Origin of the sequence: Collinsella intestinalis DSM 13280 (genome assembly GCF_000156175.1) — a bacterium.
GTDB lineage: Bacteria > Actinomycetota > Coriobacteriia > Coriobacteriales > Coriobacteriaceae > Collinsella > Collinsella intestinalis.
In genome coordinates, this window is record NZ_GG692710.1 from 994,417 (window position 1) to 1,009,724 (window position 15,308).

At 63.1% G+C, this 15,308-nt stretch carries 15 protein-coding genes and 1 pseudogene; 1 reads left to right on the plus strand and 15 read right to left on the minus strand.

Annotated features, from left to right (window positions below; genetic code table 11):
- From COLINT_RS08720 to COLINT_RS04615, 4 genes and pseudogenes are all read right to left on the minus strand, one after another.
- Positions 1 to 218 (minus strand): annotated as a pseudogene (locus COLINT_RS08720) (helix-turn-helix domain-containing protein); the annotation flags it as partial.
- Between the two features lie 67 nt (positions 219 to 285).
- Positions 286 to 1,464 carry a DMT family transporter gene (locus COLINT_RS04605; RefSeq protein WP_233418338.1) on the minus strand — a complete coding sequence of 393 codons (1,179 nt, stop codon included), beginning with the start codon at positions 1,462 to 1,464 and terminating at the stop codon, positions 286 to 288.
- A gap of 212 nt (positions 1,465 to 1,676) precedes the next feature.
- On the minus strand, positions 1,677 to 2,267 hold the full coding sequence (locus COLINT_RS04610) for a GNAT family N-acetyltransferase (RefSeq protein WP_233418340.1): 591 nt from the start codon (positions 2,265 to 2,267) through the stop codon (positions 1,677 to 1,679).
- A 152-nt stretch (positions 2,268 to 2,419) separates the two neighbouring features.
- Positions 2,420 to 3,268 (minus strand): class II fructose-bisphosphate aldolase, encoded by an 849-nt coding sequence (locus COLINT_RS04615; RefSeq protein ID WP_006723229.1) that lies wholly within the window; start codon positions 3,266 to 3,268, stop codon positions 2,420 to 2,422.
- A 309-nt stretch (positions 3,269 to 3,577) separates the two neighbouring features.
- Between COLINT_RS04615 and COLINT_RS04620 the strand changes: the two genes are divergently transcribed.
- Positions 3,578 to 4,387 carry a DeoR/GlpR family DNA-binding transcription regulator gene (locus COLINT_RS04620; RefSeq protein WP_039910360.1) on the plus strand — a complete coding sequence of 270 codons (810 nt, stop codon included), beginning with the start codon at positions 3,578 to 3,580 and terminating at the stop codon, positions 4,385 to 4,387.
- Between the two features lie 103 nt (positions 4,388 to 4,490).
- On the opposite strand, the gene COLINT_RS04625 is transcribed toward COLINT_RS04620, so the two are convergent.
- The 11 genes from COLINT_RS04625 to COLINT_RS04675 all read right to left on the minus strand — a co-directional run bounded on the left by COLINT_RS04625 (position 4,491) and on the right by COLINT_RS04675 (position 15,301).
- Positions 4,491 to 5,426 carry a hexose kinase gene (locus COLINT_RS04625; protein ID WP_006723232.1) on the minus strand — a complete coding sequence of 312 codons (936 nt, stop codon included), beginning with the start codon at positions 5,424 to 5,426 and terminating at the stop codon, positions 4,491 to 4,493.
- Between the two features lie 102 nt (positions 5,427 to 5,528).
- Positions 5,529 to 6,413 carry an aldose 1-epimerase family protein gene (locus COLINT_RS04630; protein WP_006723233.1) on the minus strand — a complete coding sequence of 295 codons (885 nt, stop codon included), beginning with the start codon at positions 6,411 to 6,413 and terminating at the stop codon, positions 5,529 to 5,531.
- Between the two features lie 248 nt (positions 6,414 to 6,661).
- On the minus strand, positions 6,662 to 7,189 hold the full coding sequence (gene lacB / locus COLINT_RS04635; protein WP_006723234.1) for a galactose-6-phosphate isomerase subunit LacB: 528 nt from the start codon (positions 7,187 to 7,189) through the stop codon (positions 6,662 to 6,664).
- A 12-nt stretch (positions 7,190 to 7,201) separates the two neighbouring features.
- Complete coding sequence (lacA, locus tag COLINT_RS04640) at positions 7,202 to 7,630, minus strand: galactose-6-phosphate isomerase subunit LacA (RefSeq protein ID WP_006723235.1); 429 nt, start codon at positions 7,628 to 7,630, stop codon at positions 7,202 to 7,204.
- 206 nt (positions 7,631 to 7,836) lie between these two features.
- Positions 7,837 to 8,619, minus strand: a complete 783-nt coding sequence (locus COLINT_RS04645; protein WP_006723236.1) for a sulfite exporter TauE/SafE family protein — start codon at positions 8,617 to 8,619, stop codon at positions 7,837 to 7,839.
- Positions 8,620 to 8,643: 24 nt separating this feature from the next.
- On the minus strand, positions 8,644 to 9,252 hold the full coding sequence (locus tag COLINT_RS04650; protein ID WP_006723237.1) for a hypothetical protein: 609 nt from the start codon (positions 9,250 to 9,252) through the stop codon (positions 8,644 to 8,646).
- Between the two features lie 15 nt (positions 9,253 to 9,267).
- Entirely contained in the window at positions 9,268 to 10,737 is a 1,470-nt protein-coding gene (locus tag COLINT_RS04655; RefSeq protein WP_006723238.1) for an arylsulfatase, read from the minus strand.
- Positions 10,738 to 10,806: 69 nt separating this feature from the next.
- A complete protein-coding gene (locus COLINT_RS04660; RefSeq protein ID WP_006723239.1) occupies positions 10,807 to 11,907 on the minus strand; it encodes a radical SAM/SPASM domain-containing protein in 1,101 nt (366 codons plus the stop codon).
- Between the two features lie 103 nt (positions 11,908 to 12,010).
- Entirely contained in the window at positions 12,011 to 13,507 is a 1,497-nt protein-coding gene (locus COLINT_RS04665; protein ID WP_006723240.1) for a sulfatase, read from the minus strand.
- Positions 13,508 to 13,661: 154 nt separating this feature from the next.
- Entirely contained in the window at positions 13,662 to 14,492 is an 831-nt protein-coding gene (locus tag COLINT_RS04670; protein WP_006723241.1) for a PTS system mannose/fructose/sorbose family transporter subunit IID, read from the minus strand.
- On the minus strand, positions 14,492 to 15,301 hold the full coding sequence (locus COLINT_RS04675) for a PTS mannose/fructose/sorbose/N-acetylgalactosamine transporter subunit IIC (protein WP_039910362.1): 810 nt from the start codon (positions 15,299 to 15,301) through the stop codon (positions 14,492 to 14,494). Before COLINT_RS04675 ends, COLINT_RS04670 begins: the two co-directional genes overlap by 1 nt.
- Between the last annotated feature and the right edge of the window lie 7 nt (positions 15,302 to 15,308).

Genomic DNA, 15,308 nt, shown 5'->3' on the forward strand with positions numbered 1-15,308 from the left:
GGAGCTTGGTCTCGAAGCTGTAGGAGTTGTGGGTTCGTTCCCACTATTGAGGGGCCTTCCGGTCCGACGGCCTTGTATGCATAGAGCCATTTTTCCACAGTGCCTACGGGAATGCCGAGCGAAGATGAGACGGAGCGCTTGCCGAACCCCGCCTCGAAGAGCTCCAAAGCCCTTTCCCTGACCTCAATACCGTGCCTTAACCTTTTAGCGTTTTGCATGAAGAAAGTTTCCCATTTCTCGTTGTCCAAGAAATGGGAGGCAGTTCAGACGGGCGCCTTTTCTCATCTACTTCTTGGGGAACCACTTTCGCAGGAAGCTGAAGTGCGTCTCGGACAGCACGATCGACAGGAAGATCAACACAAAGCCGAAGATCAGCTTACCGGTGAGCACTTCACCCGCCATGAGGACGGAGAACAGCACGCCCGAGGGGCTCTCGAGCGAGAGCAGCAGCGAGCCAGTCGCCGGCGGCACGTGCGAGAGCGCCTGATTCTGCAGCAGCAGGCCGATGGTGGTGCACACCACGGCGAGGAACACGAGCTGGCCGACAATCTCGGGCGTCCACTGCCCGGCGGGGACGCGGGGCTCGAAGGCGGTGGTAGCCGCAAGCGAGAACAGGCCCACGAACAGGAACATCCACGAGGTCAGGACGCTGACGTCGCGCGTGCGGCCGATATGGCCCACAACCGCCATGTCCACGGCGAAGAACACGGCGCCCACGAGCGTCATGAGGTCGCCCATCTGGATGCTGAAGTTGTCGAGCGCGACGAAGCCCACGCCCACCAGGCACAGCAGCGCAGAGGCGATATGCCACTTGGTGACGCGCTCCTTGAACAGAATGAGCGCGATGAACGGCACCAGGATGCAGTAGGTTCCGGTGAGGAACGCGTTCTTACCCGGGGTGGTGTCGACCAGGCCGAGCGTCTGCGCGGCATAGGCCGACCAGATCACGCAACCCATGAGCACGCCAAACCCCAGGTACTCGCGGTTGAAGTGCGCCTTGATGCGCTTGCGGAAGATGGTGAACATGATGACCGCCGACAGCAGGAAGCGACAGGCGAGCAGCATGAACGTGGGAACCGTATCCAGTACGGTCTTCATGGTCAGGAAGGAATAGCCCCAGATGAGCGCCATCGCGACGAGCATGAGCTTCCAAAACAGCGGCGAGCGGGCACCGGCACCTCGAAGCTTCCCCGGAGCGCGGTCCTCAGGCGGGACCGGCACGGCGTCCTTGCTTGCGAACGGATCGTTTTCTTCGATACCGGCGGTGGTCTTTGCCACCTGCTCCTCAATCACGGTCTTCAATTGAGCCCACGCCTCGCTTTCTCCCTCATAACGCACACCGGACCTGCAGGCACAGGCGTATTTCCAGGTGCCATCCTTATGCGCGCGCTTCATCGCACGCACGTCCTCTATGGTCTTGACGGTGGTGATGTCATCCCCACGCTCGCGATCGATGCCGGTCATCCCGGCTTCCTCGCGCACCCGAGCGTGGTGTCCGCACCCCATAGGCGCCACTCGGCATCACATAGTTCTAGCGTCGGCCCCCCGACTTGATAAACATTACCATACGCTTTACCTGCAGCTCAACGCACCACGCTAAAGCGCTGGCTCGATATTTGCGAAAACGACGGGCCATCGTTCGCGCTGGCGCCGTGCGGCGAGAAGCAGACCTTGGCTCAGCGCTCCACGCATGTGACGGAGGTCTCGGGAAACGGCGTCACCGGAGGTTGGTCCGCACGGTGCTCCCCCAGCATCTTCTCCATCCAGACCATGTTGTACCAACGGCCGCCCTTGAACCCGCATCGGCAGAACTCCCCCACCAAGCGGTATCCCATATGCTCGTGGAAATGCTGGCTGTTGCGGGTAAGCGTCTCGTCATCCTCGCCATCCGGCACGGCGATGCAAGCGTACATGTTGAGAACCCCTTGCGCGGCGAGCGCCCGCTCCAGGGCATCGTGCAGGGCGCAGCCGATTCCCTCGCCCGCATGACCCTGCGCCACGTAAATCGAGGTCTCGACCGCCCAATCGTAGGCGGGACGGCCCTTGAAGGTTCCCGCGTAGGCGTACCCCACCAGGCGCCCGTCGAGCTCGGCAACCAGATAGGGGAAGAACTCCATGGTCTTGCGCATGCGCTCGGCAAACTCCGCGGGCGTGGGCGGGACGTACTCGAAGGTGATCGCCGTCTCACGTACGTACGGTTCGTATATGGCAGCCAGCTCCTCGGCATCCTCGATACGTGCCAGCCTAACCCTCACGTCTCCGCTCATGGCCATCCCCTCTCAAATCGTTTTCGTCTATCTTATCCCAGGCGTCGCCCCGCGGCCGCCCGCCATACGCGACCGGCAAGGCGCGCCCATACAGAAGGGCCGGCATGGAAACCACGCCGGCCCTTCCGATGGGAGTAAGTTGTTACCGCGAATTAGGCGCGGCCGCAGGAGCCGAGGTTCTCCATACGGATCTTGACGATCTTGGTGATCTCGGCCATACCAGCCTGACCCGGGTTCTTGGGGTCAAAGTTGTTGGGGTTCTCAGCCATGTAGGCCATGTAGCCCTTGGTGTAGGCCTGACGCAGCTCGGTGGCGTAGTTCACCTTGCAGATGCCGTTCTTGACGGCCTCGGCGACCTGCTCGTCCGGCACACCGGAGGTGCCATGCAGAACCAGCGGCACGTCGACGGCGGCGCGGATGGCCTTCACGACGTCCTGGTCGATGTGGGGCTCCTCGGTGTACACGCCGTGGGCGGTGCCCACGCCGATGGCGAGAGAGGTGCAGCCGGTGCGCTCGACGAACTCCTTGGCCTCGACCGGGTCGGTGTAGGGGGACTCGCCCTCGACCTCGACGTCGTCCTCCTTGCCGCCAACCTTGCCGAGCTCAGCCTCGACCGGCACGCCCATGCAGGCGCCGGCGTCGGCAACGGACTTGGTCAGGGCGATGTTGTCCTCGAAGGACTCGTGGGAGCCGTCGATCATGACGGAGGTGTAGCCGGTGCGAAGGGCCTTCATGCAGCGATCATAGCCGTCGCCGTGATCGAGGTGCAGGGCCACGGGCACGGAAGCGCGCTCAGCGGCGGCCTTGACCATGCCGTAGAAATAATCGAGGCCGGTCTTCTTGATGGTGCCAGAGGTGGTCTGCATGATGACGGGGGACTTGGTCTCCTCCGCGGCGGCCAGGACGGCCATGACGAACTCGAGGTTCTCGACGTTGAAGGCGCCGACGGCGTAGTGGTTCTTCTGCGCGTCGAGCAGCATCTCCTTGGTGGTTACGAGCATGAGCTATCGCTCCCTTCTCGGCCCCGGTTCACCCGTGGGCACCTGCCATACCGCCGGCACCGATACCGACGTAATTGCTGCATCCATTGTACAAAAGCGGCAGTTCACGTGCTGCGCTATTCACGCATGGCCGGCGTGTCCGCACACGCCCATCAGAAGAGAAACGAAAGATTCGCCCATCCTCGCGCATTTCGTCATATTTGCGTTCGTGATAAAACGAAAGAGAAACAAACTCTTTTTGTTTCTCAAAAAGAAAATAATGCAAAATGAACTCATCACATTTTGCACACGATTGGCGAGGAGGCTTCCATGTCCGCATCCACATCCCGCACGTTCGCCGAGGAGCGTCGCACGGCCATCATGGATATGCTCGAGCACAGTGCTTCCGTGCAAGTCGCCGACATCGCACAGGCTTTCGGCGTCTCGACCGTCACGGCCCGCGGCGACCTTGATGCACTCGCAGCAGCCGGCAAACTCAGGCGCACGCACGGCGGGGCCGTCTCGCTGCACAAGACCCTGACCGTTTCGGTCCAAGATCAGCGCGTCAACGTGAATGTCGATGCCAAGCAGTCCATCGCACGCGCCGCCCTTGAGCTGGTGCGCGATGGCGACACCGTGTTCGTCGATTCGGGCACCACGGCCCTCGAGTTCGTGCGCATGCTGGACATGCGCACGGGGATCACGATCATCACCGCAGATATCACCATCGCCGACTACATCGACGAGAGCCTCCCCTCGGTCGATGTCATCATGCTCGGCGGCGAGCTCCGCAAGGGCCACCGGTACCTCTTTGGGCCGCTCACCATGGCGGCCATCGCCACCATTCACGCCGACCTCGCGGTGATCTGCCCGGGCGCATTCGTCGCAGGGCGCGGCTTTGTGACCGACTTCCCCCAAATGGCGGAGATCAAGCAAGCCGCGATGAGCGCCGCGAGCCATTCCGTCGCCCTCATGGACGCCAGCAAACTCACCTCCCGCGGAACGTATTGTTTCGCCCCCATCCATGCGGTCGACCACATCGTCATCGATAAAGACGACGAGGGCACCCTCTCGGATGCCCTCGACAAACTACCGAACGATGCCAAGCGCCCTCAGCTTATAGTCACCACTGAACAGTAGCGGGTTTTCCAGGTGCCCGAGGTTGCCGTGAAAGAGGAGGGCGCACGCCTTGCGTGCAGCGCCCAGCGATTGAACGGCAAGATCGGGTACCTAAGAAAGCCGCCTAGAGCTCGGTGACCTCAACGGCGTTGTAGACCTCGTCCCAGCGCTCGATGACCAAATGACCGGTCTGCGGGTCCATGGCGTTGAGCTTGCCGCAGGTGTTGGCCGTCTTGAGCACGGTCACGTCGTCGGCGCCGGCGGCGATGGCGTGCGCGAAGCCGGCGATGGTGGAGTCACCGGAGCCGGTGGCGTTCACGGCCGGGATCGGCGGGGTGACGGCGCGGTAGATCTTATCGCCGTGGAAGACAAAGGAGCCGGCGGCACCCATGGACACAACGACCCAAGGAATACCGGCGAAGCGCTCGTCGGCCTTGAGGGCGGCGGCCAGGTCGGTGACCTGATCGGGCGTGTAGCTGGTGCCGAGCAGGGCGTTGATCTCGGTGAGGTTGGGTTTCACGAGCGTGGGCTTGACCTCGGCCTCGAGGGCGGCGTCGAGCGATGCGCCGGAGGTGTCGAGCAGCACGGGAACGTTGTGCTTGGCGGCCTCGGCGACCATGCCAGCGTAGAAGTCGGCGGGAACGCCCTTGGGCAGGGAGCCGGAGATGGTCACGCAGTCGGCCTTGGCGACGAGCTCGGCGAACTTAGCGGAGAAGGCGGCGAGCTCCTCGGCGGAAATCTCGGGGCCGCTCTCGAGAAGCTCGGTCTGGTTGCCATCATGCAGGATGTTCAGGCAGATGCGGGTCTCGCCGGCAATGGGCGTGAAGTCGTGGTTGATGCCGTCGGCGTCCATGAGAGAGCCCATGTAGGCACCCATGTGGCCGCCGAGCAGGCCTGTGGCAACAACGTCATCGCCGAGCTGGCACAGGACGCGGGAGACGTTGAGGCCCTTACCACCTGCGGTCTTCTTGGGGACGACGCGGTTCACGTCGTCGATGATCAGCTTGTCCAGCTGATACGCCGTATCGATGGCGGGATTCATGGTGACGGTCAGGATCATGGTTCCTCCTATTCTCGGACCCGATGTCCGAGTCCGGTACAACACGGTGAGGCCTCGGGCGGCACGACGTCCGCATCGTCGTGCCGGACAGGACCGAAGGCGCTAGAGAATCTCGATCGAGAAGGTGCGGACGACGGTCTCGCCGGGCTTCGCGGTCAGGCAGCCGCGCTTGTCCTCGAATACATCGCCCTCATCGGAGCAGGTGGACAGGCCGCCCCACGGCTCGATGGCGACGAAATCGCCCTCGGGCTTGCTCCAGATGATGAGGTAGGGGAAGTCCGGGAAGGACACACGAAGGCCCTTCTCCTCCCCCTTCTTCACAAGGTCGACCGTACGGCTGTTGAGGACGTCGAAGATCGTCTCGGCGAAGTCGAAGAGCTCGTGGGTGAGCGGCAGCGTGCGGCCGACCATGGGGTTGGCGCTCCTGTTCTCCACGTCGATGAGGCCGGTGGACGGGACGGCGGTGCACAGGGTCGCGGCCTCGTCGGCATCGAAGCGCAGCTCGTAGTCGGAGTAGCCCTCGCCCTCGTCGAGCGGGCAGGCGAAGCCGGGGTGGCCGCCGATGAAGAACGGCATGTCCTCGTCGCCCTCGTTGGTGACCTCGTAGCTCACCTGCAGCTTTGCGCCGTCGAGCGCATAGCGGGCGACCAACGTGAACGGGAACGGGAACTGCTCGAGCAGCTCGGGGTGCTCGGCGCTCGCGAGCTTGAACGCAATCGTGCCCTCGCCCTGCTCGGCGAGCTCCCACTCCTGCTTGCGGGCAAAACCGTGACGGCCCAGCTTGATCTGCTTGCCCGAGCGGGTCTGGGCAACGTCATCGCGCAGACCGCCGCAGATGGGGAAGCACACGGGAGCCTGACCGCTCCACACGGCGGGGTCTCCCTGCCAGAGATATTCACGCCCCTGGGAGACCAGGGAAGTGAAGGAGCCGCCGGCGGTGGTGAAGCCCACGCGCAGGGTGCCGTTGTCCAATACGAATTCGGCCATCGCCTTCTCCTCTCCGCACTACGACATGCGAAAACAAGGGATTACATGCGTGCATGAAGCGTGTCTTGATTGTACCGCTCGAAAGCGATATCAGGGTTTCGCCGCGACGCGGGCGGGCCGCCGCGACTCGAATAAAGGAAACCAAAGAAAAGCCCGCACCCCTGTGGAGGCGCGGGCTATCGGGGGTCTTTCGCCGGGGACGGGCTTCCGGGAAACGCCCGGTCGCGCCACCTTCTTCGGGTGATCGGCTAGTCGCGGTACTCGCCGCGGTCCCACTTCTCGATGAACTCGTCGAAGAAGTGCGGATCGGCCTGGGCCTCGGCGTCGGCCTTGTTCACGGCGTCGATCTTGGCCACGAGGGCGTCGCGCTCGGGAGTCGACTCGTACTCGGCCTCGAGGAACGCGAGCATGATGTCCGCCATGAGGAACTCGCCGGTGATCTTGCCGCCGAAGCCGACCACGTTGGCGTTGAGCTCGCGGCGGGCGTAGAGGGCGCTCGTCATATCGCGGACCAGGGCGCAGCGCGCGCCGGGCACCTTGTTGACGGAATTGGTGATGCCGATGCCGGTGCCGCAGAGGACAACGCCGAGGTCGGCCTTACCGGAGGCCACGGCCTCGCCCACGGCCTTGCCGTAGATCGGGTAATGGGTGCGGGTGTGGCTGTAGGTGCCGCAGTCGAGGACCTCGTAGCCGGCCTCCTCCAGGCGGTCGTGCAGGTACGTCTTCTCGTCGGTGACGATGTGGTCGCAGCCGAGCGCGATGATCTTCTTGGTCATGATTCGTTCCCCCTAGGCCATCTTGTTGAGCATGTCGACGCGCACCTGGTGACGGCCGGCGGCGTAATCGGCCTTGAGGAACTCGCGGGCGATCTTCTTGGCGACCTCGGAGCCCACCACGGCGGAACCCAGGCAGACGATGCGGGAGTTGTTGTGCTCGCGCGTCATGTAAGCGCTGCGCTCATCGGAGATGTTGGCGGCGACCATGCCCTTGACGCGGGTCGCGGCCATGTAGCTGCCCACGCCGTACGCGTCGAAGCAGAGGCCCTGCGAGCCCTCGTTCTCCATCAGGTCGGCGGCCACGGCGGTGGCGGAATCCACGAAATCGGCCGCCGGGGTCTCGGACAGGTCCACGACCTCGTGACCATCGGCGAGGAGCGTCTCCTTGACGGTCTCCTTCAAGGGCATGCCCTCGACATCGGAAGCGATTACGACTCTCATTGGCCCTCCTTTTGAGGTGATATGCATCGCTGTATGCGAGCGTTACTTTACAAACAGATATAAACATATACGAACATTCTTGTCGAGCGTTTTTGTTGTATTTCTCAATAATTCTGAGCGTTATGCACAGTAATGTACAAATGTGCGCACATGAAAAGCATGTGCGCACAAATCTACTCAGTTATTTGATTGCCGGGGATCCGAGATCAACCGCAGTATCGCACCACGTTGAAACCGCTGATTAAAATGATGGCGACCATGAGGCCGCAGAACAATTTGTCCACCGCGGCATCGTCGATGTGCTTGTTCACGGCGCGACCCGCGATACCGCCGAGGATGCCGCAGGCGGCCATGCCCGCGAGCAGCGCGACGTCGAGGTTGGACACGCCGCCCACGATCGCCGCGATCGTGCTCGCGGCCTGCGAGAACAAGATGATGTACAGCGAGCTTTGGGCCGCGCGTTTGGTACTCATGGTAAAGAAGTAGAACAGGACCACGAGGTTGATGGGCCCTCCTCCGATACCCAGGAAGGAGGAGGAGATGCCCAGCACCAGGCCGATGGCCATGCAGGGAATGGCTCCGGTGACATTGTGGGTGGCGATCTTTTCCTTGTTCAGGGTGTACAGCAGCGTCCCCACCGTGACGAGCATGAGCGTTCCCGCCTGCACGGCGCCGGCGATGTTCGCGTCGCCGAAGAACGATGCGACCGCGGAGAACATCTGGCGCCCCGCCAAACCGCCCGCAGCCGCGCCGACGGCAAGCGGGGTGTCGATCTTCGGATCGATCTTAGAGTCCCCCGAGACCTTCGACTTAATCACCGAGTAGCACGTCATCGACAGCACGGTGCATCCGGACAGGAAGTTGATGGTCGCGACGTCCGCGGCGCCGACGGCATCCATGACGGGCTTGATGATGATGCCGCCACCGATACCGCAAATGGCGCCGATGGTGGAGGCGAAGAACGCAATGGCAAATACGATCGCTAGCATACGGACTTTTCGAATCCTTCCCTGTTACTTGGAGACGGCCGCGTCGAGCGAGCGCTCCGCACGCTCGCGATACGAAACGGAGCGGTCCTTATCTCCCTTGTTGTCATACTGGATCGCGAGCATCTGGCACAACAGCGCTTCCTCGACTCCGCTCGCGTCGGACAGGGCGCTCTCCATCTCATTGATGTAGGCATGGGAACCCTTGAGGAAGATGTCGTAGGTGCGGCGGTTCGCCTTGGCCATGGACTCGTCTCCATTGGCCTCGAGGTACTCCAGCACCTCATGCGCATGGGGCTCGTCTTCGATCTCGACGTAGAAGGTGAAGGCCTTTGCGGCGAGCGCGAGCTTTTGCTTGTCGTTCATCTTGAGCGAGCTCATCTCACGAATGACGGCGGCGGTCTTGTCGGCGTCGTCCATGGCGAGCAGTGCGTTCAAGCGCATGAACAGGACGTTGTACTTGGGATACAGGACGTTGGTGAGGGGACGATCGAGGACCTTCAGGTAATTCTCCAGATCGCCCTCGCGCAGATAGGCCTCGAGCTTGGCGAAGGTGGTGCGCTTCTGCACCTCCATGTAGATGGTGAACGCGAGCGCGACCACCATGACCACGATACCGACAGTCTTCATATCCATGTTCTTGCCTTTCTGCTAGCGACGAGGATGCTCGAGATTGACGGCGGGCTTGCACCCGACCCTTAACTCACCGTCCTTAACATACCCCTCTTCGCGGCCGGAGAGCTCCTCGATCAAAAGCGCGCGGAGCTCGGCGATGCGCTCGGCGCACTCCGGACGGTCGATGAGGTTCACGCACTCGCGCGGATCGGCATCCAAGTCGAAGTACTGCTCCACGCCCGTCTGCGTGAACCAGATGTACTTGTCGTGCGGGGTCACGATCCACTGGTTGGACTGTTCGCGGCTGCCACTGTGCTCGCCGCGCAGATAGGCGCGGTCGAGCGGAGCCATGCCGGCGAGCTCCCCCAGAAGCGATGAGCCCTCGACGCCCTCGGGCACGGGAAGGCCGCACGCCTCGAGAATGGTGGGCATGAGGTCCATGAGCTCCACGATGCTCTCGCTCACCCCGCAAGCACGCTCCCCTCCCGGCACCTCGACATCTTTGCCCACGTGCACGATAAAGGGGATGCGCGTGGAGCCCTCGTAGGGCAAGACCTTGCGGAACAGGCTGTGATCGAACAGCATCTCGCCATGGTCGGAGCAGAACACGATCACGGTGTCATGGTAGGTCTCGTCGTTCTCGAGCGCCGTGATGAGGCGGCCGACCTGATGATCCATATGCGTGATGCAGGCGTAATAGCCCGCCATGGCCTCGCGACGCAGTTCGGCGTCGCGACAGCCATGCACGCTGTCCAGAATCATGCCGTCGCGCTCGGTGACGCCCGCGTCGTCCCAGTCGCCGACGGCGGGGGCCCGCAACTCCATATCGCGATACAGGTCGAAGTAGGTCTGCGGCGCGTCGAAGGGCGGATGGGGCCGCACGAAGCTCGTCATGAGGAAGAACGGGCGCGTGCGATCGCGCGTCTCGAGGAAGCGGATAGACTCGTCGACCACCCAGTTGGTGGGATGCAGGCGCTCCTCGTATGCCCAAGGGTGCGTGATCCACGAGTTGTTCTCCACACCGGTTCCGTTCACGTCGGCGAATTCACCCAGCTCGTCCTTGAGGAAGCGCATGTAGTCGTCTGAGACGTTCTGGTGCATCCAGTAGGGCAGGCTCGCCTTACGGTAATGCCCGATGTAGCCGTCGTGCAGGCGCACGTGCTCGAAGCCGCAGCCGAGGCGCGGCGGATGCACGTGCATCTTGCCGACCACGGCCGTCTGGTAGCCGCCGTCGCGCATCTCCTGCGCGAGCATATGGTCGTACTCCCACGCAACACCGTCCTTGTATCCCACGCGGCCCGTGCCGGCAGGCGTCCTACCCGTGAAGAGGGCGGCGCGGGCGGGAATGCAACTCGGACACGCCGAGTAGGCGTTCTCGAACAGCATGCCGTCGGCGGCGAGTGTGTCGAGGTAGGGCGTCTTCACATCCGGGTGCCCGTCTATACCCAGACAATCGCCCCTCATCTGATCGCACATGATGAGGAGCACGTTGGGTCGATTGGCCATGGGAACCTCCAAGCTCACGAGAATAGAGACGGATAGGCGGAAGCCGGGACGCACGTCCGACGACGGACGCTAACGCCGGGCGAACATGCGCGCCACGCGCTGAAGGCCGGGATAGGCGTACTCGAGGAACTCGCGCAGGCCGCAGTACCCCTCGTCGTAATACGCGATGTTCAAGCGCTTGCAGTTGCGATGGCACATGCCCTCGAAGGGGCAGTCCGCGCACTGCGAACAGGCGCGACGGGGCTCTCGCAAAAACGCGTGCATCGCCTCGCAGGTCGCCATGGCCTCCAGGTCATCGTTGCGGATATCGCCCACGCGGTACTCGTCCAAGGCGTAAAAGTCGCATGGGTACACCGAACCGTCGCTCTCCACCACGAACTGCGGGGCACAGCGACCGAGCATCCCGCATTGCGAGGGAAACTGCCCGAGCGCCATCTGCATGATGTTCTCGAACAGCCAGATGCTCACATAGCTCCCGGCTCCCAGCTCGCGCCACCACAGGTCGAACAGGCGACGATAGAAGGACGAGAACTCCCGCGGGCCGAGTGAGAACGCGTCATGCTCGTCGTCGAGGCCGGGCAGGCACGGGATGAACTGGATGTGCGTGATCTTCTCCTGCTTGATGAAGGAGAAGACGCGCTGGGGATGCGCGGCCATCTGCGAGGTGAGGACCGACAGGACGTTTACGTCCACGCCGGCCTCGCGCAACAGGCGCACGCCGCCCATGACGCGAGCGTACGTGGCTGCGCCATGAGCGTCGGGGCGCATCGAGTCATGCAGGTCGCGATAGGCGTCAACCGAGACCCCGATGAGAAACCCGTGCTCGCGGAAGAACGCGGCCCATTCCCCGTCGATCAGATAGCCGTTCGTCTGCAACGCCCAGCTCACCTGCTGGCTCTCGCGGCGCTCCTCCACCCGAGCGACGAAGGAGCGGAAGAAATCAAGACCCGCGAGCGTGGGCTCGCCGCCCTGGAAGGCGAAGGCTACGTGGGCGTCAGGGGCGACGGCGAGGGCTCGCTCTATGATCGCATCGGCGACATCCCAACCCATGACGCGGGCGCGGCGCTCCTCGCGATGAGCGGCAACGTCGCAGTAAAAGCAATACCTGCAACGCATGTTGCAGGCGCTCGACGCCGGTTTAATCAAGAAGCCGATATGCTTCGCGCACATGGCACACGCCCCCTTCGCACGGGATCGCCCTCGCTCCGAAGGCCGGACACCACCACCTTACCCGAGGGGGCGGCATCCGGCCCGCACAATCGACGCCGTCGCCTTAGCCGAGGCCCAGGCGCTCTTTCTGCTCGGCAGGAGACTCGTGCTCCTCGAGACCGCGCAGCAGCAGGTCGATCATATGCTGCTCCGCCGCATCGCCCTTGCCGGCGAGGTTGTTGACCTGGCCGTAGTCGTTCTCAAGGTCGAACAACATGGTCTCGGAAACCTCGGCGAGCGGCGTAGTGCCCTCGATCTGGGCCGGCTTCTTGCAGGGGATCTTGAACAGCGGGTACTTGGTGCGCTTGAAGTAGCGACCGCACTCGATCTCCTCCGGGCAGTCCGAACCCATCTTCTTGCGGATGGTGTGCGGCAGCGCGGCGTACTCGAAGCACGGTTGGTTGCCAGCAACCGGGGCGCGGAAGTAGGTGTAGCGGCCGTCGGTGACGTTGACGGTCATGGCGTGCACGCCGTACAGGGCGTAGTCGCGCGTGGGCGCGTCGGGGTCGGTCATGAGCGGGACCAGGGAGGCGCCGCACACGTCCGCCGGGATCTCGCAGCCATGGGCGTCGAGCACGGTGGGCATGATGTCGATGGCCTGCGTGAGCTGATGGGCGTGTTCGCCCGCTCGGGCGTTGCCCGGGAAGTGCACGATGAACGGCAGGTGCGCGAGCTCGTTGTACAGGTGCATGTAGTTCTTGCCCATGTAGTCGCGCTCGCCCAGGAAGTAGCCGTGATCGGTGGTGACCATGACCATGGTGTCCTCGAGCATGCCGCGCTCGGCGAGCTTGTCGATGAGCTTGCCGAACCAGTGGTCGGTCATGGTGACCAGAGCCTTGTAGCGGCGCTGCAGGTAATCCTCCGCCTCGGGGTTCACGTCGGTAGCGGAGACGCGCTTGTACTCGGGAATCTCGAAATAGTCGCGGTCGAGCCCGCCGGTGCCGCCGTACATCTCCATGTACTTGTCCGGGACGTCGAAGGGCTCGTGCGGATCGAAGGCCTCGACCATGAGGAAGAAGTCATCGGCCCCGGCGTTGCCGTCGATCCAGTCGCAGGCGGACTGGAAGGTCTTGGGGCTCGGCATGTCCTCCTCGCTCGGCCACAGCTGACGGTTCTTCTGATACTGCTCGCGCACGCGCCCGTAGAAGGTCTCGGGCATGTTGTTCGGCTCGTCGATGCGGCTGACCCACGGGTCGCCCTCCTGGCCGCGGTAGTAGTCCCAGGTGTTGAACTCCTGCAGATAGCCCTCACCGCCGGTACGCAGGTAGTGACAGTGGTCGGTTGTGATGTGGCAGAAGTTGCCGTTCGCGCGCAGGCAGGCGGGCAGCGTCACGTCGAAGGGCTCGATGGGACCCCAGGGGCGCTCGAGGAAGTTGTAGCGGCCGGTGAGGATGTCGCGGCGGGCGGGCATGCACGGCGCCGAGCCGATCCAGTGGTTGTCGAACACGCAGGACTGGTCCGCGAAGGCATCGAGGTTGGGCGTCTGGACATCGGTCGTGGGGTTGTAGCACGACAGGACGTCGCGGCGCAGGGTATCCATGAGCACGAGAACAGTTCTCATTGGGATCCTTTCATTTGGAGGGCGACACGCCGTCGGCGGCGGATCCACTCGGCATCCGCCCCGTGGCAGGCATCGGTCCCCGGCGGTCGAAAAGGCCCGCGCCCGATATGCGGGTCGCGGGCCTCGAACGATTTGCCTTATGGCAAGCTCGCGATTAGGCGAAGATCTTGAACGCCGGGAAGTAGAAGCCGATGGCGGCGAACACGAGGGAGAACACGATCAGGCCGATGATGATCTGAGCGGAGTTCTTGCCCTGGCCCTTCTTGAGCAGGCGGTAGCAGATGAAGGTCAGAACCACGGGCAGCAGGAAGGGCAGCACCTTGTCGAGCTGATCCTGGAGCACCAGCGGGTCGCCCTCACCGAAGGCGAACTGCACGGCGAGCTTGAGCTTGACGGTCGTGGCGATGAGGCCGCCGGTGACCATGACGCCCAGCACGTTGGCGAGGTTGCCCAGACGGTCGAAGACCTGGACGCCCGCCTTCTCCACGAGCTCCATGCCCATCTCGTAACCCTTGTGCAGGCCGAAGTACTTCAGCGGCCAGTACAGCAGGTTGATGAGCAGGAACATCACGAGCGGGCCCACGATGGAGCCGTTGTCGACGCACATGGAGGCGCCGATGGAGCCGGCGATCGGGAACCAGGTGAGGTTCAGCAGGGAGTCGCCCAGGCCGGCGAAGGGACCCATGAGGGAGGTCTTGATGCCGACGACGGTGTCCTTCTGGTCTTCATCCGTGGACTCCTCCAGAGCGGCGGTGATGCCGAGGATGAAGGGGATCGCGAGCGGGTGGGTGTTGAAGTACTCGAGGTGGCGCTTCATGGCGTTGACGCGCTCCTCCTTGGGGGCGTCCTTGTAGAGCTCCTCGAGAACGGGGGCGAAGCAGTAGGTCAAAGACAGCGACTGCATGCGCTCGTAGTTGTGCGCGAACTGGCAACCCTGGGTGCGCAGCAGGACCTTGTTCAGGGTGGACTTAGAGATCTTACCCATTAGAGATCGTACTCCTCGTCATCATCAGAGCCGGCAGCAGGAGCGGCGGCAGGGGCGGGCTGATTCTTCTGGCCCTCGGTAATGACGTCCCACACACCGGCGGCGGCGCAGGCGGCCAGGGCGATGCCCACGGTCGGGACGTTGAGGAAGGCAGCCATGATGAAGCCGGCGAGCAGGAAGATCCACATGTACCTCTTCATCATCATGGTGAGGAGCATGGCCAGACCGACGGCGGGCATCATGCCACCGGCGGTGGAGAAGCCGGAGAGGACCCACGGAACCTGGTTCTGCAGGAAGTTCATGATGTCCTCGATCACGAAGGAGCCGATGCCCGTGGCGATGAAGACCGGGACGGCGCGAGTCAGGAAGAAGCAGAAGGCGCCGGTCCAGAAGAACTTGTTCACGGCGTTGAACTTACCGGACTCGATGGCCTTGTCGGCACCGTGGACGAGGGAGACGTTGGTGGTCATGACCAGGATGTTCAGCTGCTGAACGAGGGTCGCGGTCGGGATGCCGATGGCAACGGCGAGAGCGATGGCGGCGGCGGTGTCGCCACCACCCATGATGCCCAGGGCAGCACCGACGATGGTGCCGGAGATGACATCCGGCGGAACATAAGCGCCGATGTTGTTGACGCCGAGCCACATGAGCTCCATGGTGGCGCCGATCATGATGGCGGTCGTCATGTCGCCGAGGATGATGCCGACGCCCACGGACGCCAGCAGGGGCTTGCGGAAGCCCAGGTGGGGACCAAACTGGTCCCAGGTGCACAGACCCGCCCAGATGGCGAGCAGAAGTGCCTGAAGCATAAGCCTC

Bases quoted from the DNA above. Each gene is read 5' to 3' on its own strand.
- COLINT_RS04605 (WP_233418338.1), bottom strand. From the start codon at position 1,464: ATGACCGGCATCGATCGCGAGCGTGGGGATGACATCACCACCGTCAAG.
- COLINT_RS04610 (WP_233418340.1), bottom strand. From the start codon at position 2,267: ATGAGCGGAGACGTGAGGGTTAGGCTGGCACGTATCGAGGATGCCGAG.
- COLINT_RS04615 (WP_006723229.1), bottom strand. From the start codon at position 3,268: ATGCTCGTAACCACCAAGGAGATGCTGCTCGACGCGCAGAAGAACCAC.
- COLINT_RS04620 (WP_039910360.1), top strand. From the start codon at position 3,578: ATGTCCGCATCCACATCCCGCACGTTCGCCGAGGAGCGTCGCACGGCC.
- COLINT_RS04625 (WP_006723232.1), bottom strand. From the start codon at position 5,426: ATGATCCTGACCGTCACCATGAATCCCGCCATCGATACGGCGTATCAG.
- COLINT_RS04630 (WP_006723233.1), bottom strand. From the start codon at position 6,413: ATGGCCGAATTCGTATTGGACAACGGCACCCTGCGCGTGGGCTTCACC.
- lacB (WP_006723234.1), bottom strand. From the start codon at position 7,189: ATGACCAAGAAGATCATCGCGCTCGGCTGCGACCACATCGTCACCGAC.
- lacA (WP_006723235.1), bottom strand. From the start codon at position 7,630: ATGAGAGTCGTAATCGCTTCCGATGTCGAGGGCATGCCCTTGAAGGAG.
- COLINT_RS04645 (WP_006723236.1), bottom strand. From the start codon at position 8,619: ATGCTAGCGATCGTATTTGCCATTGCGTTCTTCGCCTCCACCATCGGC.
- COLINT_RS04650 (WP_006723237.1), bottom strand. From the start codon at position 9,252: ATGGATATGAAGACTGTCGGTATCGTGGTCATGGTGGTCGCGCTCGCG.
- COLINT_RS04655 (WP_006723238.1), bottom strand. From the start codon at position 10,737: ATGGCCAATCGACCCAACGTGCTCCTCATCATGTGCGATCAGATGAGG.
- COLINT_RS04660 (WP_006723239.1), bottom strand. From the start codon at position 11,907: ATGTGCGCGAAGCATATCGGCTTCTTGATTAAACCGGCGTCGAGCGCC.
- COLINT_RS04665 (WP_006723240.1), bottom strand. From the start codon at position 13,507: ATGAGAACTGTTCTCGTGCTCATGGATACCCTGCGCCGCGACGTCCTG.
- COLINT_RS04670 (WP_006723241.1), bottom strand. From the start codon at position 14,492: ATGGGTAAGATCTCTAAGTCCACCCTGAACAAGGTCCTGCTGCGCACC.
- COLINT_RS04675 (WP_039910362.1), bottom strand. From the start codon at position 15,301: ATGCTTCAGGCACTTCTGCTCGCCATCTGGGCGGGTCTGTGCACCTGG.